This is a genomic window from Rhodococcus sp. 06-1460-1B (genome assembly GCF_002258475.1).
GTDB lineage: Bacteria > Actinomycetota > Actinomycetes > Mycobacteriales > Mycobacteriaceae > Rhodococcoides > Rhodococcoides fascians.
On record NZ_NOYS01000041.1, the window covers coordinates 24,034 to 46,410 of the forward strand.

20 protein-coding genes are annotated in these 22,377 nt (G+C 64.3%); 12 read left to right on the forward strand and 8 right to left on the reverse strand.

The features are described from left to right. Positions 1–36 precede the first annotated feature (36 nt). The 4 genes from CH268_RS23030 to CH268_RS23045 form a co-directional block, all read right to left on the reverse strand. Positions 37–861: a dienelactone hydrolase family protein gene (locus CH268_RS23030; RefSeq protein WP_094666004.1), complete on the reverse strand. Its 825-nt coding sequence runs from the start codon at positions 859–861 to the stop codon at positions 37–39. A gap of 30 nt (positions 862–891) precedes the next feature. Next, positions 892–1,227, reverse strand: coding sequence for a DUF2834 domain-containing protein (locus CH268_RS23035; RefSeq protein ID WP_135046238.1), 336 nt, complete (start codon positions 1,225–1,227; stop codon positions 892–894). Positions 1,228–1,297: 70 nt separating this feature from the next. Then, positions 1,298–2,590 carry an MFS transporter gene (locus CH268_RS23040; protein ID WP_094666005.1) on the reverse strand — a complete coding sequence of 431 codons (1,293 nt, stop codon included), beginning with the start codon at positions 2,588–2,590 and terminating at the stop codon, positions 1,298–1,300. Beyond that, a complete protein-coding gene (locus CH268_RS23045; RefSeq protein WP_094666006.1) occupies positions 2,587–4,224 on the reverse strand; it encodes a class I adenylate-forming enzyme family protein in 1,638 nt (545 codons plus the stop codon). Before CH268_RS23045 ends, CH268_RS23040 begins: the two co-directional genes overlap by 4 nt. Before the next feature lie 153 nt (positions 4,225–4,377). Here CH268_RS23045 and CH268_RS23050 point away from each other — a divergent pair, with 153 nt between their 5' ends. From CH268_RS23050 to CH268_RS23060, 3 genes are all read left to right on the forward strand, one after another. Beyond that, a complete protein-coding gene (locus CH268_RS23050) occupies positions 4,378–5,007 on the forward strand; it encodes a TetR/AcrR family transcriptional regulator (RefSeq protein ID WP_048319697.1) in 630 nt (209 codons plus the stop codon). 82 nt (positions 5,008–5,089) lie between these two features. Next, on the forward strand, positions 5,090–6,298 hold the full coding sequence (locus CH268_RS23055; protein ID WP_094666007.1) for an acyl-CoA dehydrogenase family protein: 1,209 nt from the start codon (positions 5,090–5,092) through the stop codon (positions 6,296–6,298). Then, positions 6,295–7,314: a phosphotransferase family protein gene (locus tag CH268_RS23060; RefSeq protein ID WP_094666008.1), complete on the forward strand. Its 1,020-nt coding sequence runs from the start codon at positions 6,295–6,297 to the stop codon at positions 7,312–7,314. The genes CH268_RS23055 and CH268_RS23060 overlap by 4 nt, the downstream gene beginning before the upstream one ends. 15 nt (positions 7,315–7,329) lie before the next feature. On the opposite strand, the gene CH268_RS23065 is transcribed toward CH268_RS23060, so the two are convergent. Both CH268_RS23065 and CH268_RS23070 read right to left on the reverse strand, forming a co-directional pair. Next, a complete protein-coding gene (locus CH268_RS23065) occupies positions 7,330–8,232 on the reverse strand; it encodes an arabinofuranosidase (protein WP_094666191.1) in 903 nt (300 codons plus the stop codon). A gap of 112 nt (positions 8,233–8,344) precedes the next feature. Then, complete coding sequence (locus CH268_RS23070; protein ID WP_094666009.1) at positions 8,345–9,952, reverse strand: diguanylate cyclase domain-containing protein; 1,608 nt, start codon at positions 9,950–9,952, stop codon at positions 8,345–8,347. Positions 9,953–10,143: 191 nt separating this feature from the next. On the opposite strand from CH268_RS23070, the gene CH268_RS23075 reads away from it, so the two are divergent. After that, positions 10,144–11,301, forward strand: coding sequence for a beta-ketoacyl synthase N-terminal-like domain-containing protein (locus CH268_RS23075; RefSeq protein WP_094666010.1), 1,158 nt, complete (start codon positions 10,144–10,146; stop codon positions 11,299–11,301). Positions 11,302–11,357: 56 nt separating this feature from the next. Here CH268_RS23075 and CH268_RS23080 read toward each other — a convergent pair whose 3' ends face one another. Both CH268_RS23080 and fdhA read right to left on the reverse strand, forming a co-directional pair. Then, positions 11,358–11,564 (reverse strand): zinc-ribbon domain-containing protein, encoded by a 207-nt coding sequence (locus CH268_RS23080; RefSeq protein ID WP_032368853.1) that lies wholly within the window; start codon positions 11,562–11,564, stop codon positions 11,358–11,360. A gap of 105 nt (positions 11,565–11,669) precedes the next feature. Continuing rightward, complete coding sequence (gene fdhA, locus CH268_RS23085; protein WP_094666011.1) at positions 11,670–12,887, reverse strand: formaldehyde dehydrogenase, glutathione-independent; 1,218 nt, start codon at positions 12,885–12,887, stop codon at positions 11,670–11,672. A gap of 207 nt (positions 12,888–13,094) precedes the next feature. On the opposite strand from fdhA, the gene CH268_RS23090 reads away from it, so the two are divergent. The 8 genes from CH268_RS23090 (at position 13,095) to CH268_RS23125 (ending at position 22,355) form a co-directional block, all read left to right on the forward strand. Continuing rightward, positions 13,095–14,105 carry an aldose epimerase family protein gene (locus tag CH268_RS23090; RefSeq protein ID WP_176458034.1) on the forward strand — a complete coding sequence of 337 codons (1,011 nt, stop codon included), beginning with the start codon at positions 13,095–13,097 and terminating at the stop codon, positions 14,103–14,105. 116 nt (positions 14,106–14,221) lie between these two features. Next, the gene (locus CH268_RS23095) at positions 14,222–15,223 is read left to right on the forward strand and encodes an ABC transporter substrate-binding protein (protein ID WP_032368885.1); all 1,002 of its coding nucleotides are present in this window, start codon (positions 14,222–14,224) and stop codon (positions 15,221–15,223) included. 10 nt (positions 15,224–15,233) lie between these two features. Continuing rightward, the gene (locus tag CH268_RS23100; protein ID WP_094666013.1) at positions 15,234–16,865 is read left to right on the forward strand and encodes a sugar ABC transporter ATP-binding protein; all 1,632 of its coding nucleotides are present in this window, start codon (positions 15,234–15,236) and stop codon (positions 16,863–16,865) included. Beyond that, on the forward strand, positions 16,862–17,926 hold the full coding sequence (locus tag CH268_RS23105; RefSeq protein WP_094666014.1) for an ABC transporter permease: 1,065 nt from the start codon (positions 16,862–16,864) through the stop codon (positions 17,924–17,926). Before CH268_RS23100 ends, CH268_RS23105 begins: the two co-directional genes overlap by 4 nt. After that, the gene (gene yjfF / locus CH268_RS23110) at positions 17,923–18,960 is read left to right on the forward strand and encodes a galactofuranose ABC transporter, permease protein YjfF (RefSeq protein WP_255182484.1); all 1,038 of its coding nucleotides are present in this window, start codon (positions 17,923–17,925) and stop codon (positions 18,958–18,960) included. Before CH268_RS23105 ends, yjfF begins: the two co-directional genes overlap by 4 nt. Beyond that, positions 18,957–20,018 carry a LacI family DNA-binding transcriptional regulator gene (locus CH268_RS23115; protein ID WP_255175832.1) on the forward strand — a complete coding sequence of 354 codons (1,062 nt, stop codon included), beginning with the start codon at positions 18,957–18,959 and terminating at the stop codon, positions 20,016–20,018. The genes yjfF and CH268_RS23115 overlap by 4 nt, the downstream gene beginning before the upstream one ends. Beyond that, positions 20,008–21,681: a ribulokinase gene (gene araB / locus CH268_RS23120; RefSeq protein ID WP_094666015.1), complete on the forward strand. Its 1,674-nt coding sequence runs from the start codon at positions 20,008–20,010 to the stop codon at positions 21,679–21,681. Before CH268_RS23115 ends, araB begins: the two co-directional genes overlap by 11 nt. Further along, positions 21,678–22,355 carry an L-ribulose-5-phosphate 4-epimerase gene (locus tag CH268_RS23125; protein WP_027496161.1) on the forward strand — a complete coding sequence of 226 codons (678 nt, stop codon included), beginning with the start codon at positions 21,678–21,680 and terminating at the stop codon, positions 22,353–22,355. The genes araB and CH268_RS23125 overlap by 4 nt, the downstream gene beginning before the upstream one ends. Positions 22,356–22,377 lie beyond the last annotated feature (22 nt).

Sequence of the window (22,377 nt, forward strand, 5' to 3'; positions counted from 1 at the left end):
ACCTTCGGCTTCGCATCGTGTTCGCGCCGCGGGGCTTCACGGCGTTGCGAGCAACTTACTGCGGAACAGATCGAGTACCTGGTCCAGTGCCTGCCGCGTCGGCTGACCCGGCTCGTCGATGAGTCCTTCCGTCACGACGGAGTGCGGCGGTCCGAAGGCTTCCGGATTGAACGAGGAGTCGGGCAATTCCACGGAGACGAATGCGTCGCCGAGTTGTTCCCTCAGAAACTCGAACCGTGTAGGGGGACACATCGTGTCGCCCTGGAACCGCATACCGAGAACAGTGAGATCTCCCGCAGCACAACGGCTTTTCACCTTCGAAAGGTCGCCGGCACTGATGTCGATGGAACGACTGCGTGACGTCGATGCCGCGAACGGAAGTGACGGTTGCGACAGCACCGGTGCGATCAATCGATCGTCGGCGGCCATGGCCAGGGCGAACCCGCCCGTGAAGCACATTCCGATGGCACCGACGCCCGGTCCGCCGCACCGCTCGTGTTCTTCGGCCGCCAGAGCACGCAGCCACACCACGACTCGCGACGACTTGCCGGTGGCCAGGATGGTGAACTCTCGACTGATACACGCCGGCACGATGGCGCGAGAGATCGTCGCCACCGTCCCGAGCACACCCAGGGGCGCGGTCGAAGGATCTTTACCGTCGACGCCGAACAGGTGCGGCACGATCGCGGTGCATCCGATCCCGGCGACGGTGCGCGCGAAATCCGCCACTCTCGGCGTGATGCCCGGCATTTCGGACATCACGATGACCGCCGGCCCGGTGCCGATTCGATAGACAGGCGCCGTGCGCCCGTCCGCGGTGAACTCGGTTCGCTCGAAGTCGGCAAGGGCGTCATCTGTCATCGAAGCGGTCCTCTTTCTCGATCGGCGACATCACTGCGAATACTCACGCAGCAACAGATACAGCGGAAGCGCGAAGCAGATTCCCACCGAGCCGGTACCGACGGGAACCAGCCACCAGTGTTTGACTCCGTGATCTTTGGCATCCCCTCTGGACCAGATCCCGAAAGCGATACTGGTGATACCGAGATCGGCGGTCAAGGCTCGCGTCGGCGTGGACGCCACCCATTCGGAGAAGAACTTCGCTGCGCTGCCCGCGCTCACCCCGTGCTCGCGAAAGTAGCCGACGACGTAGGCATTGGGGACGACGAAGCCGATGACGGTCAGCAGCAGCAGGAGGCGTCGACGAGTGGCGTCTGCGGTTCTCATGACCTCAACGTAGAGCACCGCGCAACACCACCGGCGTGTCGTTCGATTCGACCGAGTCGGCCGGTCCGAGTCAGACGTCCTCGAGCCGGATGCCTTTGGTCTCCTTCATGTAGAAGCAAGCGACTCCGGTCAGGGCAGCGAGGAACATGATGTACACGCCGAAGACCCAGCCCAGATCCAACCCGAGGAACAGCTGGTTGAGATACGGTGCCGTTCCGCCGAACACCGCAACCGAGAAAGAATAGGCGAATCCGATTGCCTGCGTGCGGAGTCGGGTGGGAAAGCTCTCCGACAACGTCGACGACAGAATCGAGGCCGGGACGGCGATGACGAGCAACGCCACCGTCGACGGCAGCAGCAATGACCACCACTGCGTCGAGATCAGCATCGTCAGCGGGATCTGCAGCACGAACATCAGCACGGCGAATGCCGCCAGCATCGGCCGCCGACCGATCGAATCCGAAAGGCGACCGAAGAACGGTAGCGACACCAGCGCTATCAACTGCGCGACGACGAGCATCCAGTAGGCGGTGTCCGGGTTCATCCCGCGCTGCGTGATGGCGAACGTCGACACGTAGGAGGTCCAGGTGTAGTGCGCCGCCGTGATTCCCGACGTCATTCCGATCATCAACACGATCGCTTTGACGACGGTCTTACGCGCGATCGGTTCTTGTTCGACCTTGTTCTGCCCCGAGTCGAACACCTCGCTCTCGTCCATGTTCTTGCGCAGGTAGAGAGCGAACAGCGCGAGGAGCGCGCCGAGGAGGAAGGGGATGCGCCAACCCCATTGCCCGACAGCAGAGTCCGACAGGGTGGAGGTGATGACGCCACCCACGGTGTATGCCAGAGCCGATCCACCGAAGATGGCGACGAACGCGACGCTGCCCCACATGCCACGTCGGTTCGGTGGTGCGATCTCGCCGACGTAGGAGTACGCCGTTGCCGACTCGCCGCCGTGCGCGAAACCCTGCATGACGCGTGCGAGTAACAGCAGTACCGAGGCCCAGGCCCCGATCGCACCGTAGGTGGGCATGATGCCGATCAGCAAGCTGCCGGTTGCCATCATCAGCATCGTGGTGACAAGGACGAACTTACGGCCCTTCTTGTCCGCGATTCGTCCGAACACGATGCCGCCGAGAGGCCGCATCAGGAATCCGACGGCGAACACCGCAAGCGTGGACAGCAATGCCGAGACAGGATCGGCCTGGCTGAACATGGCCGCCGCGATGAACGGCGCGAACACTGCATAGGCACTCCACTCGTACCATTCGAGTACGTTGCCTATCGTGCTGGCGAACAACGATTTCTTCCGTGAGGAAATATCCGGTGCCGAGCGGGTGTCGTGCGATGATCCGACAGTCATGGAGTGCCACTTTCGATCGAATTATTTTTCACAGGAACAGGTTTGAGTGCTGCACGTCGAATCTTCCCGGTCTGGGTTTTGGGAAGTTCGTCGATGATGTGGATGGATTTCGGACGCTTGTACGCGGCCAGTCGTTCACGCGCGAAGGCCATCAGTTCATCCGGCGTCGTGGTGGCGTCGCGCCGGAGTGACACGTACGCCACCACCGATTCCCCTTGATAGTCATCCGGCCTGCCCACCACAGCGGCCTCGAACACCGCTGAATGTTCGTAGAGGGTGTCCTCGACTTCCCTGGGCCAGACCTTGTATCCCGACACGTTGATCTGATCCTTGAGTCGGTCGACGAGATACACCCAGCCGTGGTCGTCGATGATTGCCACATCTCCCGTGCGAAGACGGCCGTCTGGCATCGTCGACTCGGACGCGTCCGGATTTCGCCAGTAGCCCGAAACCACCTGCGGACCCGAGATCTCCAGTTCCCCTGGAAGTCCCGGGGGTGTCGGCCGGCCCGAAGGATCGAGCGTTCGTAACGTCACGCGCGGAAGAGGCAACCCGACGGAGAGTGAACCGCTGGCCGCGTCCACCGGCGCGCGCACGCCGGGTGGCACGGCAATGACTCCCGCCGTGGTTTCGGTCATCCCGTATGCGTTGTGGATGTAGCAACCGAATTGGGACTCGAACGCGGCGACGGTGGCGGGCGGAATAGGTGCGCCTCCGGAATACAACGCCTTCACCGACTCGAAGTGGGCCCTCGTCGCACCCTCGGTTGCGGAGATCGCGTTGAACACCGTGATCGAACCGATGGTGTAGGTGACACGATGCTCGACGACAGCGTCGAGAGTGACTGCCGCGTCGAAACGATGCGCGAACACGAGCATGCAGTCGCGGATCAGGGCCACCGCTGCGTCGAGCATTGCGCCGGTGATGTGAAACAGCGGCGCGACGGCAAACACGACGTCGCCGTCGTCGAGACCGGCCCGTTCCCCGAAATCGAGGGCAGTCGCGAAGGCGTTCGCGTGCGAGATCTGCGCGCCTTTCGGCGGACCCGTGGTTCCTGACGTGTAGGCCAGTAGCGCGAGATCGTCCGGCCTGGGATCGAATTCGGGGAAAGATCGACCACGGTAGCGGTCGATCAGACCCATCAGATCGTCGTCGGGCCGGGGTGTCACGCGTGACGTCGACGCAAAGACTCGTGGGTCGTCGCGTGTCTGCAGGTCCAGTCCGCTGGTGCTCACGAGCAGTCGAATCGAACTGCCGCGCAACGTCGCCCCCACAGAATCGAGATCGTGTTCGTCGCAGACGAGCGCGACAGGTTCTGCATCGTCGATCAAGGTGCGAAGTTCACGGTTGCGGTACATCGGGTTGAGGATCAACGCGACCGCCCCGATCTTCCACAGCGCGAGGAACGTCAAGGCGTACTGCGGAATGTTCTGCAGATAGATGCCGACGCGATCGCCCTGTGACACTCCTCGATCGAACAGTGCGGCGGCAAGTGCATCGGACGCCTCGTCCACCTCGCGCACCGTGAGCACGGCGTCGAAGTACGCCAGCGCCGGCCGGTCCGGGGTGTCGGCGACTCGGCTACGCCAGGCGTCGAGAACAGTTGCAGGCCCGGTCGCGCTGTCGAGGGTCATGAACGGCCCTTCCGCTCAAGCAGACTTTCGGCCCATGCGGACCGACCGAACACTCGTTCGGTCTGCTGTCTCGATAGTGTTGCGGATCACAACTTTGGTGTCAACCCGGTGCGAACGCCCGGCCCAGTTCGCTGCGCCCTCTACGGTGATCGCATGACCTCGATCGGCGACTGGCGAACATACGAGGGCGCGGCACTGTCCCCAGCGCTGGCGTCGGCCTTGCGCATCTTCGTCGAGCAGGGCTACCACGGCACGTCGGTGCGGCAGATCGCCGCGGGTGCCGGCTTGTCGGTTCCCGGTCTGTATCACCACTTTCCGTCGAAGCAGGCCCTCCTGGTCGGCATCATGAATGCGTCGATGGACGAACTGTTACACCGGACTCGATCGGCCATGGACGGGGCGGGTTCGTCGCCGAAGTACCGATTCGACGCGGTCGTGGAGTCCTTGCTGCTGTTCCATATCCATCGCCGCGATGCCGCGTTCGTGTGCTCCACCGAGATTCGCAGTCTCGAGCCGGCCAACCGCGCCGCCTACATCGCCAAGCGCGACGAAGAGCAACGACTGCTCGACGCCATCGTCACCGACGGAGTCGAGTCCGGGGTCTTCGACACCCCGCACCCCGCGGATGCCGGCCGGGCCGTCACCACGATGTGCATCGGAGTGGCCACCTGGTACCGACCCGATGGCCCGCTGACGCCGGCCGAACTGGTCGAGGTGTACCTCGATATCGCACGCCGAACGGTCGGTGCTGCTACCGGCCGAGGCACTGCACACAGGACGTGAGTTCCTTGACCGAAACCTGCATGTATGCCAGTCTTCGAGAGACCGAGCGAGTGTTCGGTCGGTATCGACCAGGGAGTGCAGAATGGCCATCGACCTCACCTTCGACGCAGACGTCGAGAAGCTGATCGACCGAACACGTACGTTCACTCGCGAATACGTGCTCCCGATCGAGGATCGGTTTCTGGGCAATATCGCCGACGCAGGCGGCGACGGCCTCCGGGTCGAGATGCAGTCCGCAGCCAAGGAAGCGGGCGTGTTCGCACCGCACGCACCCGTCGAATACGGCGGGCACGGTCTGTCGATGAGCGACCGCGCACCGGTGTTCGAGGAAGCGGGCTACTCCCTGTTCGGCCCCATCGCACTCAATCTCGGTGCACCCGACGAGGGCAACGTCCACATGCTGGCGCACATCGCATCGCCGGCACAGAAGGATCAATTCCTCGCCCCTCTCGCCCGCGGCGATCGACGATCTGCATTCGCGATGACCGAGCCGGCACCGGGTGCCGGCTCCGATCCCTCGGCCCTCACCACTGCGGCCGAACGGACCGACGGCGGATGGAAGATCAACGGACACAAGTGGTTCATCACCGGAGCCGACGGCGCAGGGTTCTTCATCATCATGGCCCGTACATCCGGAAAGCCGGGTTACCGAGGCGGAGCCACGATGTTCCTGGCCCCGGCCGACACACCGGGCATCACGGTCGGCCGTCATATCGGCACCCTGGACAAAGCCATGATCGGCGGGCACTGCGAGGTGTTCTTCGAGAACGTCTTCGTGCCCGACGAGAACGTTCTCGGGGCCGTCGACGAGGGCTTCGCCTACGCCCAGGTGCGATTGGGGCCCGCCCGTATGACCCACGTGATGCGGTGGCTCGGAGCCTCGAGACGGGCGCACGACATCGCCGTCGCCCAGGTGGCTAAGCGCGAAGGGTTCGGCGGCAAGCTCGGCGATCTCGGCATGATCCAGAAGATGGTCGCCGACAACGAGATCGACATCGCCGCATCCCGTGCCCTGTTGATCAAGGCCTGCTTCGAGCTGGATCGCGGCGGCCACGCGAGCAACGAAACCTCCATCGCCAAGACGTTCGCAGCCGAGGCCATCTTTCGCATCGTGGACCGCAGCATCCAGATGTGCGGCGGGCTCGGGGTATCGGACGACCTGCCACTGGCACGGCTTTCGCGCGAAGTACGTCCGTTCCGGGTCTACGACGGACCGTCGGAAGTGCATCGCTGGGCTATCGCCAAACGAGCGGTCGGGGCAGCGAAGCGCGCCGCACAGGAGCAGTCATGAGCGACCTACCGGGCATGAACCGCGTTGCTCTGGAACGATTCCTGCATGCCGAGGGCATCGATGTCGACGGTGAGCTGACGGTCGAGATGATCAGCGGCGGTCGCTCCAATCTGACGTACAAGGTGTACGACGACACCTCGACGTGGGTGGTTCGTCGGCCCCCGACCAGTGGCCTGACCCCGTCGGCGCACGACATGGCCAGGGAGTGGGCGGTGACCGACGCGCTCGCGTCCACCGCGGTGCCGGTGGCCGAGACCGTGGCCTTCGACCGAGAAGGTGCCGTACTCGGTGCTCCGATGACGGTGGTCCGTTTCGTTCCCGGGCGCGTCGTGCGCACACGCGAGGATCTGCGCGATCTGACCGACGAGCAGGTCGCCGACAACGCCGCCGAATTGGTGCGAGTGCTCGCCGAGCTGCATGCCGTCGATCCTGCGGCCGTGGGTCTCGAAAAGTTCGGTCGCCCCGATGGTTTCGTTGCTCGCCAAGTCGCCACGTGGGCGCGTCAGTGGCAGACGGTGAAGACACGGGAACTACCCGACGTCGACCGACTTCACCGCGCCCTCGAAGCCGCGGCGCCCACCCGATCGGCGGCGTCCATCGTGCACGGCGATTTCCGGGTCGACAACACGATTCTCGATGCCCAGGACGTAAGTTCTGTTGCAGCCGTGGTGGACTGGGAGATGTCCACACTCGGCGATCCGTTGACCGATGTCGCGCTGATGTGCGTGTACCGGCAACCCGTGTTCGATGCCGTTCTCGGTGCCGACGCAGCCTGGACGAGCGGCCGCTACCCATCGGCGGCGGATCTGGTGCAGCAGTACGCCGTTCGATCGGGCCGTGAGGTGGACAACTGGGGCTTCTATATGGCGTTGGCCAACTTCAAGCTCGGTGTGATCGGCGAGGGCATCACCCACCGGGCACTGTCGGGCTCCGATACCGGTGCCGGAGCACGCAACGCCGCCGAAGCAACTGGAGAATTCATCGCGGCCGGCCTTCGAGCATTGTCGGCGGGCTGACCGCAGAAGCTGTTGCTAGGCAGCTTCTCTCATGATGCCGATGTGGCGAACGATTCCGGACAGTGCCGGAAGCTCCTGAGGTGTGGACCAGCCGTTCAGGTCGGCGCTGTCGGAGTAGAAGTACTTCTGGTTCGTGTAGTCGTCGTAGTACAACCGCCAGGTGCCGTCGGGCAACTCGACGACGGCGGGCCCTTCCTTCAATGGACCGAAATCGCGGAAGGTGAGGTCCCGAACGTAGGGACCACCCAGAGCGGGCGCGATCCAGTGTTCGATGACCTTGTTGCTCTCACCTTTGGTGAAGGCGTGGTAGGTCGACCCGGCCTTCACCACCGTGGTGTCGATGTGGTCGTTGAGGATTCCCGCCAACGGAACCGGCGAGCTCCACGTCGTCAGGCCGGGATCGGTCGCCGTCATGAGATACGGCACGAACCCTCCGCCGGCAGACAACGACACGATGATGCTGACGCGGTCGCCCTCGACGAACCACTCCGGTGCCCACGCCTTGGTGGTGAACGGGGACAGTGACGGGAGTTCCGAGGACCCCGCCGAGCCGGTACCCGCCCCGGTCCCGGGCAGAAGCAGGCAGCAGAACGGGATCGGAAGGTTCTGCAAGAATTCCCAGTCCACCCGATTCGCGCTGCGCGCAAAGCCGATCTCCGCGCCGCCGCCCGTCGTATAAGTCACGTAGTACATACCGTCGGCGGCTCGGAAGATGCTGGAGTCACGAACCACACCGGAGGGCGGCGTGTACGCGGCGGTCGCGACCGTGGTGAAGTCCGTTCCGTTGCTGGACTGGTACACGTCCATGTTGCGATCACTGTCGTTACTGAAGGCCACCATGGTGTACGTGACCGCAGGCGCAGCGCTACCCGACCCCGCTGCGCCGAACAACAGCCCGACGGCGGCGACGAGCGTCATGGGAATGGCGAGGGCGTGCTTGCGCAGGGTACTGATCACCGCTGAAGTATGGACGACGCACGAGCCCCACGAGTAACAACAGTGCACAATCGTGCCTGTTCGTTACCGAACGCTACGACTGCGCCGAGTATTGCGACACCGGCTTGGCCTGATACATCTCGTGGTCGGCATCGTCGAGAATGTCCAAGGCAGTGCGAGGATCACCACTGTCGACGGTCACGCAGCCGATACTGGCGGTCACCGTCAGTTCTCGGTCTGCCGTCGTGATCGGGGTTGCGAGTTCCGCCCGGACGTCGTCCGCCTCCGACCCCACACAGCACGGCACCACAGCCACGAATTCGTCACCGCCGATGCGTCCGACGAATGCGTCGTCGGGCAGAGCCCGCGTCAACCGCGCGGCCACGATACCGAGTACGGCATCACCGACCGTATGTCCGTGCAGGTCGTTGATGGTCTTGAAGTTGTCGAGGTCGATGAACAACACCGCCATGGCATCCTCCCGACTCGACCGGGACAGCTCCTGGTCGAGCCGCGCCAGAATCAGCGGGCGATTGGGAAGCCCGGTGAGGTCGTCGTGTGTTGCCGCGTGTTCGAGCTTCATGCTCGTCCGATAGGCATCGGTGACGTCGACGAACGTTGCCACGATCGAGGGTGACGGGCCGCCGAAGTTGAGCATGGTCGCAGTCAGAGACAGCCAGAAATGTCGTCCGTCCCGACGACGTTCGACTCCGATCACCGACTGGCTCGGCTTCCCGGTTCTGCCGGTGACGGCCACGGGGTGCTCGAGTCGCCGAATGGGTTGCTGATCGGTGCCGTACACCCGGAACGGCAGCACAGCGGACTGTCCCGTCGTCGCCGATCCCACCTTGATGTCGAGGATCGTCTTCGCCGCGAGGTTCGCCGACGTGATGCGACCGGCGTGGTCGAGTACGACGACACCTGCCTCCAGCGATTCCACCACGGCGGTGTAATGCTCCTCGGCCCGGCGGACGGCACTCTGGTCGGCGCAGACCAACACCCACCCGTCGGGCATCTGGGCCGCGGAGACCACCATCGCCAACGCCGTCCCGTCCGCGCGCAGATGCGAGTCCCACAGCCGACCGCCGGCCGCGAGAATGGCCACCGGGTCGCAGGGCACCCCCACCGCATTCGATACGGAGAGGCCGAGCACATCTGCTGCGCGCCGTCGGTAGACCGACTCCGCGGCAGGATTCCAACTGGACACGACCCCGTCGGAGGACACCCCCACGATGGCGTCGCTGACGTGCTCGACCAACGCGGCTTGGTAGTGCAGCGCCTTCTGTGCGGCCTTGTGTTCGGTGAGGTCGCGAAGGATGACCTGAAATGCAGGTTCTCCGTTCCACACCGTGCGGACCGAGACCGCCTCCATGGTCAGAGTCGATCCATCGAGGGCGAGTACCTCCGCCTCGGAGGCCGAACTGGCGGTTCCGTGCACGTCCAGGGCGGCGATGCGCTCGAGCATCGGCCCGATCGACGCGGCCGCGATGAAGTCGGTGATCGGACGGCCCACCACCGCACCGAGACTGTCGGCGCGCAGATACCGGAGCCCCGCAGGGTTGACGTAGACAAGGTTGCCTCGCCTGTGGACGACGATCGCGTCGGGCGAGTGTTCGATCAGAACCCGATAACGATCTGCGAGACCGGGCGACCCGGGATCGGCTTCGGGGTCGCCGACGACGTCGCGCTCCCCTGGGGCCATCTGTGGTCCTCGCGTTCGTAGGCGGTCTGTCGACACTCGATTCAACCACTTTTGTGGGCCGAGCCGGAATCTTCTGCACGGTTCGATGCTTATGTCCGTTTTCCGACTGGACCCAGTGCTTGTTTGCGGGGCTAAATCGAGGAACCAGCCGAAAACGGCTCGTACAACTCGAGAAGGAACGGGAATCGATCATGACATCTCACGGCATCGACATCAGTGGGATCGGCGCAGTGTCCGGCTACGGCTGGGGTACGGCCGCATTGTGGACCGGTCTGGCCAGCGGTAAGGCTGCCGCCACCTTGCACCACAACCGGTCACACCCGGGCCGCAACCCGGTGTGGCTTGCCAAAGTGCCCGACGGCGGACAGACCGACGACGGCACCAGCCGCTTCGGCCGCGCACTGCGCGGCGCCGCACGCGAGGCCATCGACGACGCACTCGCTCGGGGCTGGCGGCCCGGTCGGCGGGTCGGTCTGGTGCATGCGGTCGTCCTGGGTGAAGTGGACGAGTGGCGCAACTTCTATATGGAGGACGGCGGTGTGCGGCGGGTGCGCGACTACCTGACGCTGATGCCGTCGACCCCGGTATCACTGCTGATGCAGGAGCACGGCTTTCACGGCCCGGCGATGAACGTCTCGGCCATGTGCGCGTCGGGCAACGCCGGCCTTCTCACCGCCAAGATGTGGCTCGATACCGGCTTCGTCGACGACGTCGTCTTCGTCGCCACCGACCTGTCTCTGACGCCGGAGAACATCGACCATTTCGTCGCGCTCGGCGTCGGGGTGGTCGACGTGGAACCTCAGGAGGGCTGCCGACCGTTCCAGGAAGGTAGTCGTGGGTTCGGAATGGGCGAAGCAGCAACAGCTTTCGTACTCACCAACCGTAGCGATGCTGCGTACGCGCGGGTACTGGGCGGTTCGATGACTCACGACGCGTTCCACGCGACGTCCATCGACCCGGCCCTGACGCAGGTACGGGACTGCTTCGAAGCCGCCCTGACGGACGCCGGTGCCACGGCGCGCCAGGTGCGCTACCTCAATGCGCACGGGCCAGGCACCGCTCAGTGCGATGCCGCGGAAACGGAGATGCTGGAGACGGTGCTCGGCTCACACGCGCAGGTGTATTCGGTGAAGCCGCTCACCGGGCATTGCCAAGGCGCGGCGTCGGCCGTCGAAACCATCTCTGCCGTCATGGGATTCGATCGCGGACTGGTTCCTGCGGCCCCACAGGTCTCCGACGGACACCCGCTGTTGCTCGACGGATTCACCGCGGCCGAGCCAGGTCTGACGATGAAATCCTCACTGGGAATGGGAGGACACAATTCGGTAGTGGTGCTGGCTCCTGCGTGAGCGACGGTCTGCCGGATGGTTCGCGCGCCCGCACCGTCACGGGCGCGCGAGCCCGTTCAGATCGACACCCCGGCCCCGCAGATTCCGCATTCCTCGAACTCGACGCGTTTCCACCGCGCAACCGGGACGAAGAACAGCGTGAATTGCTGGTACTGCTTCATTCTCGCCCACTGGGTCGTGTTGTGGCACCGCGGGCAGTTTCGCGTTGCGCCAGGGCCGACGTGTTTGCGTTTGCTGCCGAAACCGAAAAGTAGGAACATCATCCCAGCATAGGTGGCTCGAACTGCTGCCGGACTCGGCGCAGCAGTCGTTCGAGCCACCCTCGCGTTCCGAGGCGGTGGCTCGAACGAGTGCTGGGCCGAACGCTGTCAGCTCGCGATCATGCCGTGCGGGTCGATGACGAATTTCTGTGCGACTCCGCTGTCGAATTCACGGTAGCCGCGGGGGGCGTCGTCGAGAGTGATGACCGTTGCGTTCACCGCTTTCGCAATCGAGACTCGTTCTTTGACAATGGCATTCATCAGTTCTCGGTGATAGCTCATCACCGGGCACTGCCCGGTGGCGAACGAGAGCGACTTCGCCCAACCGGTGCCGAGGCTGAGCGAGAGAGCGCCGCGTTGTGCGGCCTCGTCGACGCCGCCCGGATCGCCGGTGACGTAGAGCCCGGGAATTCCGATGCCACCGCCCGCGGTGGTGATGTCCATCAGCGAGTTGAGCACCGTGGCCGGTGCTTCGTGGGACGAGTCTCCGCCGTGGCCGCGAGCCTCGAATCCCACCGCGTCCACCGCAGCGTCGACCTCCGGGACACCGAGGATCTGTTCGATCTGATCTTGCGGCGCGCCCTTGCCCACGTCGACGGTCTCGCAGCCGAACGTTCGTGCCTGCGCCAGCCTGTCGGCGTTCATGTCGCCGACGATCACCACCGACGCGCCCAGCAATTGTGCGCCGACCGCGGCCGCCAGACCGACCGGACCGGCACCCGCGATGTACACCGTCGCACCGGGTTTCACTCCCGCGGTGACCGCGCCGTGATATCCGGTCGGGAAGATGTCGGAGAGCATGGTCAAGTCCAGGATCTTCTCCATCGCCTGATCCCGGTCGGGGAACTTCAGCAGATTGAAGTCCGCGTACGGTGCCATGACGTATTCGGCCTGACCGCCCACCCATCCGCCCATGTCCACGTAACCGAACGCAGAACCGGGTCGATCCGGGTTGACGTTGAGGCAGATGCCGGTCTTGCGCTCCTTGCAATTTCGGCACCGTCCGCAGGCGATGTTGAACGGTACCGAGCAGATGTCGCCGACCTTCAAGAATTCGACGTCTCGTCCGACCTCGACGATCTCGCCGGTGATCTCGTGGCCCAACACCAGACCCTCGGGTGCCGTCGTGCGTCCACGGACCATGTGCTGGTCGCTGCCGCAGATGTTCGTCGAGACGACCTTCAGGATCACGCCGTGTTCGCATTTGCGGCCGACGTTGGCCGGATTCACGCCGGGTCCGTCGGTCAATTCCAGGCCTGGAAAAGCAATGTCCTGAACCTCGACTTTGCCTGGTCCGGCGTACGTCACTGCTCTGTTGTCTGCCACGATTTCTCCTGTTCGACGGTGTCCGGCTGCGTTCGACAGACCGAGATCGCCTGCGCGATAGCTATTTTCATCTCATCGAGACGACCAACGCGCAGTGATGTGGCCTGCATCACACCATAGTATGCGCACCTACGAATACCGGGTGCGCCGCCCGTCGTACGGAGCAATCGGCGGACCACCGCTACTCCTCGGCGCTATCGTCGACCGGTGCCTACCGACGACGCTCACAACGAGACCATCACCATCGGACGTTCGCCCGGGGTAGAGGTGGAGGTACTCCCCTACGGCGCGACCCTGCAACGAATGTCGGTGACCGGAGGAGACGGCGAGCGCCGCGACGTTCTCGTCGGCGTGGCGGGCGAGCGTGAGCTTCGTTCGTCCACTGCCTATTTCGGCTCTACAGTCGGCCGGTACGCGAACCGGATCAAGGACGGCCGGTTCGAGATCGACGGGCAGGCGGTGCAACTGACGATCAACGACGGCACCAACCACCTGCACGGCGGAACCGACGGCTTCGACTCACGACACTGGACCGTGGTCGGCCGATCACCGGATTCGGTCGAATTCGAGTTGCTCAGCCACGACGGCGATCAGGGCTACCCGGGCGAAGTCCGTGCGCGGGCCCAGTTCTCCGTCACGACCGATCGCGTGCGGTTGGAGTCGACGGCAACGACCACCGCGCCGACGGTGGTGAACCTGACGTCGCACGCATATTTCGACCTCGACGGCCATGGCATCGACGATCACACCCTGCAGGTGTTCGCCTCGACGTACACCCCGGTCGACACCGAGGGAATCCCGACCGGTGCCATCGAATCCGTCGACGGCACCGCGCTGGATCTGCGCAGGCCCGGACGAGTCGGAGACCTGGCCCGAGCCACTCATCCGCAGTTGCTGACCGCCCGGGGTGTCGACCACAACTTCGTCGTCGACGGTACGGGGCATCGGCGTGCGGCGATCCTGAGCTCCGAGCGCAGTCGAACGACACTGGAATTGTGGACCGATCAGCCCGGAGTGCAGGTCTACACAGGCAACTTCCTGAACGGCAGCGATGTGTCCCGACGCGGCTCGATGCTGCGCCAAGGCGACGGCATCGCACTCGAACCCCAACTGTTCCCCGATTCACCGAATCACCCGAACTTTCCCTCTGCGGTGCTGCGACCGGGCCAGACGTACCGGTCCGTGATCGAGTGGAGATTTTCTGCACTTCACGCTTGAGTGAACGCTCACAAATTTTTGGATTTCAAACGTTTCAAGTCTTGACGCGGCCCGATGTTAACGCTCACACTGTGTTGCACGCGTCACAGTGGAGTGGCGACATTGAGGAGATCACCATGGCGTCGAAGACAATTTTTGCGGCGAGCGCGCTCATTCTGAGTGGTGCGATCGTCCTGAGTGCGTGCAGTAGCGGAGGCGGCGGCGACGCGTCCGGCGGCGGTGACGGCGCAACGGTGCTGGGCTTTTCCCAGGTGGGTGCCGAGAGCGGATGGCGCACGGCCAACACCACCTCCATCCAGGACGCGGCCAGCGCTGCCGGCATGGAGTTGAAGTTCTCCGACGCGCAGCAGAAGCAGGAAAACCAGATCAAGGCGATTCGCACGTACATCCAGCAGAAGGTCGACGTCATCGCTTTCAGCCCCGTCGTCGAGACGGGATGGGAGCCGGTCCTCCAGGAAGCCAAGCGCGCGAACATCCCGGTGATCCTCACCGACCGCTCCGTCGACACCACCGACGATTCGCTGTATGCCACGTTCCTCGGCTCCGATTTCGTCGAGGAGGGCAAGAAGGCAGGCGATTGGCTGGTGCAGAACAGCGCCACTGCGGACACCACCGGCGACGGCAAGATCAACGTGGTCGAGCTGCAGGGAACCACCGGAGCCGCTCCCGCCATCGACCGGGCCGAGGGATTCCGCGACGCCATCGGCGGCCAGTCGAACATCGCGATCACCGCGTCGCAGACCGGCGATTTCACTCGTGACGGCGGCAAGCAGGTGATGGAGTCGTTCCTCAACTCCAATCGAGGCCAGATCGACGTCGTCTTCGCCCAGAACGACGACATGGGCCTGGGCGCAATCCAAGCCATCGAAGCAGCCGGGCTGGTACCCGGAAAAGACATCAAGATCATCACCGTCGACGCCGTCAAGGACGGAATGCAAGCACTGGCGGACAAGAAGATCGACTTCATCGTCGAGTGCAACCCACTTCTCGGACCGCAGCTGATGGAGCTCACGGACAAGGTCGTCAAGGGCGAGGACGTTCCCAAGAGGGTCGTCACCGAGGAGACCACCTTCACGCCCGACCAGGCGGCAGCAGTACTCGCCGACCGCCAGTACTGAAAGTCGACGCATGCATACCGACACCGTTCCCACCGCGGAGCCGATCTCCAGCACAGAGCCGACTCCGCTCGTGGAGATGAAAGACATCTCGATCACCTTCGGTGCCGTCCGAGCCCTCGACGGGGTGTCGTTGCGGCTCTTCCCCGGCGAGGTGCATTCGCTGATGGGAGAGAACGGTGCCGGTAAGTCGACGTTGATCAAGGCACTGACCGGGGTCTACTCGATCGACAGCGGAACGGTCACGATCGACGGAACCGAACACGAGTTCGCGACGCCGAGCGCGGCCCAGGCTGCAGGTATCAGCACCGTCTACCAGGAAGTGAACCTACTTCCAAATCTGACTGTCGCAGAGAACATGCTCCTGGGCCGCGAGCCCCGACGCCTACCCGGAAAACTGTTGGGGGCCATCGGCGGTATCGACACGCGAGCGATGAACCGCCGTGCCAGAACGACTCTCGACCGGCTGGGCCTCGACATCGAGCCGTCGTCGGTCCTCGGGGACCATCCGATCGCCGTGCAACAGCTCGTCGCCATCGCCCGTGCAGTCGATGTCGACGCCCGCGTCCTCATCCTGGACGAGCCGACCTCGAGCCTGGACAAGGACGAGGTCGAAACCCTGTACTCCGTCATCGAACGGCTGAGGGAAGACGGAACCTCGATCGTCTTCGTGTCGCACTTCCTCGACCAGATCTACCGGATCTCCGACCGAATGACGATCCTGCGCAACGGAAAGCTCGTCTCCGAGCGCCTGGTCGCCGACACTCCGCAGTTCGAGTTGGTCGAATTGATGATCGGTCGGGAACTGGACACCTTGCGCGAACCCGACAGCCGCGAGCCGGTGATGGTTTCCGACGAACAGACGCCCGTCGTGGAAGTGTTGGGCATCGGACGCAAGGGCGCACTGGAAGCAACCGATCTGCGTCTGCATGCGGGACAGGTCGTCGGCATCGCCGGTCTGCTCGGGTCCGGCCGTACCGAGCTTGCTCGCCTGCTCGGTGGAGCCGATCGATCGGACTCGGGATCGATCGAAGTGCATGCGACCAAGCACCGCATTCGCAGTCCACGCCAGGCCGCCGATCAGCGCATCGCCCTCACCAGCGAGGATCGCAAGGCCGACGGTGTGGTGGCCGATCTGACGGTGGCCGACAACATGCTGCTCGCTCTGCAGGCCAAGCGTGGATGGCTTCGTCCCATCCCCCGTGCCACCCGCACCAAGCTCGTCAAGGAGTACATCGCTGCACTCGACATCAGGCCCGCCGATCCGAACGCGTTGATGCGCAACCTGTCCGGCGGCAACCAACAGAAGGTGCTCCTCGCCCGCTGGCTCATCACCGAACCCGAACTTCTGATTCTGGACGAACCGACACGCGGAATCGACATCGGTGCCAAAGCGCAGATCCAAACCCTGGTGGCCGATCTGGCCGCGCGCGGAATGTCGGTGGTGTTCATCTCCGCCGAGCTCGAAGAGATCCTGCGCCTCAGTGACCGCATCGTGGTCATGCGAGATCACCGCAAGATCGACGAACGTATCAACGACGGTGTGTCGGTCGGCGACGTGCTCGCCACCATCGCAGCCGGGGTGCGCACCGACGAACCCGTCGCGGCCGCCACTTCGACCACCGACAGGAATGTCGCATCATGACCGAAACCCTCGAACCATCGGCCGGCGCGCCCGCTCGCGCACGTGCCGCCCTCGCCCAGCCGGTCGTCTGGCCGCTGCTGGCTCTGATAGCTCTGATCGTCGTCAATGTCGTTGTGACACCGGATTTCCTCGACATTCGAATCGAAAACGGTGGCCTGTTCGGAAATATCGTCGATATCGCACGCAACTCCGCGCCACTCATTCTGGTGGCCGTCGGCATGACGCTGGTGGTGGCAACCCGCGGCATCGACCTCTCCGTGGGCGCAGTGGCAGTCATCGCTGCCGCCGTTGCGTGTACTCGCATCGTCGCGGCATCGGACGAGGGTGCCACCACGACGATGATCATGGCTGTCGTCTGGGCACTGGGAGTATGTCTGCTGCTGGGTCTGTGGAACGGCCTTCTGGTGTCGGTCTTCGGGATTCAACCCATCATCGCGACGCTCATTCTGATGGTCGCCGGACGTGGCCTGGCCATGTTGATCACCGACGGAAACATCACGACAGTCAACAACCCGGCCTTCAGCACGCTCGCGTCGGGCACGCTTCTCGGACTTCCACTGGCACTGATCATCGCCCTCGTGGTCGTGGCAGCAACCGCACTGTTGACCCGGCGGACCGCACTGGGGATGCTCGTCGAAGCCGTCGGAATCAACCCGGAGGCAAGCAGATTGGCAGGCGTCCAGTCGCGGACGATCGTCTGGACGGTCTATGTGTTCGCCGCGGTGTGCTCGGGAATGGCCGGTCTGATCATCGCTGCGAACACCAACTCGGTGAACGCGAACAGTCTGGGCCAGTGGATCGAGCTCGACGCCATCCTCGCTGTCGTCATCGGCGGCACTGCTCTGACCGGTGGTCGATTCTCCATCGCCGGCACCGTCGTCGGTGCCCTGCTCATCGGCACACTCACGCGCACCATCACCAATGTCGGTATCCCCTCCGAGGCCAACTACCTGTTCAAAGCGGTCGTCATCATCGTGGTCTGCCTGTTGCAGTCACCACGAGCCCGCGCATCACTGCGGACGTGGTTCCGCACCGACTCCACCAAGGCGGTACGACCGTGAGCGACCTCATGACTGCTCCCCCCACGACTACCGCGGCAGCACCGAGCACCGCGCCCTCGACCTGGGACCGCGTGAAACGGTACTCCCCACCGTCTCGGTTTCTGCCGGTCATCGCCACGTTCGCGCTGTTCGTCGGTCTGTTCGGACTCGGCGAATTCCGCTACAGCGGCTTCGCCGATCCACAGGTGTTCCTGTCACTGCTGATCGACAACTCGTTCCTCATCGTCCTCGCGGTAGGGATGACCTTCGTCATCCTCACCGGCGGAATCGATCTCTCCGTTGGGTCCGTCGTCGCACTGTCGACGATGATCGCCGCGCGCACACTGCAATTGGGCTGGCCACCGCTGCTGGTCATGGCCGTGGTGTTGCTGTGCGGTGCCGTGCTCGGCACCGTCATGGGTGCCCTCATCCACTACCTGCAGATTCAGCCGTTCGTCGCCACACTCGCGGGGATGTTCCTCGCCCGGGGCCTGTGCTACATGATCGGTGTCGAGTCGATCCCGATCACCGACGACACGTTCTCCTCCATCGCATTCGCCGTCATCGAACTACCCGGCGGCTACACCATCACCTGGAGCGTGGTGATCGCGCTGGTCACGGTGGCGATTGCTGCATACGTGTTGGCCTGCACTCGTTTCGGACGTTCGGTCTACGGCATCGGTGGCAACGAGGCGTCCGCGCTGCTGATGGGGCTCAAGGTGGCGGCCGTGAAAGTCGGCGTCTACACGATCAGCGGATTCTGCGCGGCGCTCGCCGGCCTACTGTTCTCCTTCTACGCACTGTCGGGCTACAGCCTCAACGCCGTCGGCATGGAGCTCGACGCCATCGCTGCGGTGGTGATCGGCGGAACGTTGCTCACCGGTGGGCGCGGGTACGTCCTCGGCTCGCTGGTGGGGGTCCTGATCCTCGGTGCCATACAGACTTTCATCGCCTTCGACGGAACCCTGAGCTCGTGGTGGACGCGAATCACGATCGGAGTGCTGCTCCTGGTGTTCGTTCTCGCCCAACGTCTGCTGACGGCGAGAAAGAGGTGACCAACACAGGGATCGACGGTAAGGCACCCGTCATGACCGACGTCGCCCGATTGGCCGGGGTATCCCATCAGACGGTCTCGCGGGTCATCAACGGTCAGAACAACTTACGCCCCGAAACCCGCGACCGGGTACAGAATGCCATCGACCAACTGGGCTATCGTCCCAACCGTGCCGCCAGGGCACTGGCCACCAAACGCTCCGCGTCGATCGGAATCATCGGCTCCAAAGGCGGGTTCTGGGGGCCGAGCACCACGCATCGCACCGTGCAGAGCGCGGCACGTGATGCCGGATTCTCCGTCAGCGCAGTCAGTCTCGCAACGCTGACACACGACGAACTCGTCGGCGCACTGCATCACCTGCACGACCAGGGCGTCGAGGGCATCGTGTTGATCGCCGCCACCGACGACGCTGTGGCGGCGGCTCGATCGGAGGAGTCCGTCGTTCCCGTCGTGGTCGTCGAAGGTGACCCCTCCACCTCGACCTGGACTGTGGGCATCGATCAGATCGGCGGCGCTCGGTTGGCCACCCGACACCTGATCGAGGCAGGTCACCAACGCATCGTGCATCTGTCCGGCCCGCAGGGATGGACCGAATCCCGCGGCCGTGAACAAGGGTGGCAGGATGCGCTCGACGAGGCCGGGCTGGCGTGGACACCGGTCCTCCGCGGCGACTGGTCCGCACGCAGCGGCTACGAGAACGGGCTCCGCCTCGCCGAGGACCACACCGTCACGGCCGCGTTCTGCGCCAACGACCAGATGGCCCTCGGCTTGCTGCGCGCCTTCCACGAGAGCGGCCGCCGTGTGCCCGAGGACTTCGCCGTCGTCGGATTCGACGACATCCCCGAGGCTGCTTTCCTGATCCCACCACTGACGACGGTCCGCCAGGACTTCACCGAAGTCGGCAGACGCGCAATCGACGTCCTGCGCGCGGCACTGGACAACACTGCCGCACCCGAGGCGTCCATCGATCCTGAACTCGTCGTTCGATCGTCCAGCACCACTGCACCGAAACCGTCCACAACCGTTGCACCGCAACAAGGAGAATCGCATGTCCAATGACCGCTACACGGTAGGAGTGGACTACGGCACTCTCTCCGGCCGTGCCGTAGTCGTCCGTGTGTCCGATGGTGCCGAAATTGCATCTGCCGTACACGAATACAGCCACGCCGTACTCGAGGAGACCCTGCCCGGCAGTACCGTGCGACTTCCCGACGCGTGGGCTCTGCAGGTGCCGGACGACTATCGCGACGTCCTACGCCGCGCCGTCCCCGCTGCGATGGCCGCCGCGGGCATCGCGCCGGAGCAGGTGGTGGGCATCGGGACCGACTTCACCGCATGCACCATGGTGCCGACCTACGCGGACGGCACGCCGCTCAGCGAAGACCCGCGGTTCGTCGATCGCCCACACGCATACGTCAAACTGTGGAAACACCATGCGGCGCAGGGACAGGCCGACCGGATCAACGAACTGGCCGCCCGTCGCGGTGAGAGCTGGCTCCCCCGCTACGGCGGCTTGATCTCCTCGGAATGGGAATTCGCCAAGGCGCTGCAGATTCACGAGGAGGACGCCGAGATCTACGAGGCCATGGACCGGTGGGTCGAGGCGGCCGACTGGATCGTCTGGCAACTGTGCGGAAACTACGTGCGTAATGCCTGCACCGCGGGATACAAGGGCATCTATCAGGACGGCAAGTACCCTTCCGTCGATTTCCTCACCGAGCTCGCGCCCGGGTTCGGTGGGTTCGTAGCCGAGAAGCTCGACCAACCACTGGGCGAATTGGGCTCGCGTGCAGGCACGTTGACCGCCGAGGCCGCGGCATGGACGGGATTGCCCGAGGGCATAGCCGTCGCGGTCGGAAACGTGGATGCGCACGTCACGGCCCCGGCTGCGGGTGCCGTCGAATCGGGCCGCATGGTCGCCATCATGGGAACATCCACCTGCCACGTCATGAGTTCGACCGTGTTGAACGACGTTCCGGGTATGTGCGGCGTCGTCGACGGCGGCATCGTCGCGGGGTCGTACGGGTACGAGGCGGGCCAGAGCGGGGTCGGCGACATCTTCGGGTGGTTCACCCGCACCGGAGTTCCCGCGTCCTACAGTGAAGCGGCAACTGCCGCAGGCGAGTCCGTGCACGAATACCTGACGCGGCTCGCGTCGGCCCAAGAGGTGGGCGAGCACGGTCTGGTCGCGCTCGACTGGCACAGCGGCAATCGGTCGATCCTGGTCGATCACGAACTGTCCGGTCTGGTCATCGGATCGACGCTTGCGACGCGGCCCGAGGACACGTACCGCGCACTGCTCGAGGCCACGGCATTCGGCACCCGCGTCATCGTCGAGACGTTCCGCGACAGCGGCGTTCCCGTCGACGAATTCGTCGTGGCGGGAGGGCTGGCCCGCAACCCACTGCTGATGCAGATCTACGCCGACGTGCTACGAATGCCGTTGTCCGTCATCGCGTCCGCGCAGGGCCCCGCCTTGGGCTCCGCCATCCACGCGGCAGTGGCCGCAGGCTGCTACCCGGACGTGCCGGTGGCGTCGAAGTCGATGGGCAAGGTCCGCCGCGGTGCATTCAATCCGGACGAGTCCCGCTCGGAGGCATACGACTCGCTGTACGAGATCTACCTGGAACTGCACGATCGCTTCGGTCGGGACGTACCGACGATGCGCCGGCTGCGATCACTGCGTCGCGCAGCCCTGACGAGGAAGCTGGAAGCGAAATGACAGTTGTCGACGATGTTCGCGAGGTCGTCGAGGAGATTCGCAAGGACGTGTGCGCACTGCATGCGGAACTGGTGCGCTACGGACTGGTCGTGTGGACGGCGGGCAACGTGTCCGCGCGCGTTCCCGGTCGAGACCTCATGGTCATCAAGCCGAGCGGCGTCTCCTACGACGACCTGACACCGGGCAACATGGTGGTGTGCGATCTGCACGGTCGAGTGGTCGAAGGAGACCACGCGCCGTCCTCGGACACCGAGGCGCAGGCATACGTCTATCGGCACCTCGACCATATCAACGGTGTGGTGCACACTCATTCGCCCTACGCGGTGGCGTGGGCCGCACGAGGAGAACCCATTCCGGTCGTGACCACGATGTGCGCCGACGAATTCGGCGGCGACATTCCGGTGGGTCCGTTCGCCGTGATCGGCGACGACTCGATCGGGCGCGGCATCGTCGACACCCTCGCAGACAGCCGCTCTCCGGCAGTACTCATGCAGAACCACGGCGTCTTCGCGGTTGGCTCGTCGGCCCGATCTGCGGTGAAAGCGGCGGTCATGTGCGAGGACGTGGCCCGATCGGTGCACCTGTCATATCAACTGGGACAACCGCTTCCCATCCCCCGCACGTCGGTCGACGCACTCTACGACCGCTACCAGAACGTCTACGGCCAGCGCTGATCAGCGCCACATTTTTCCACGG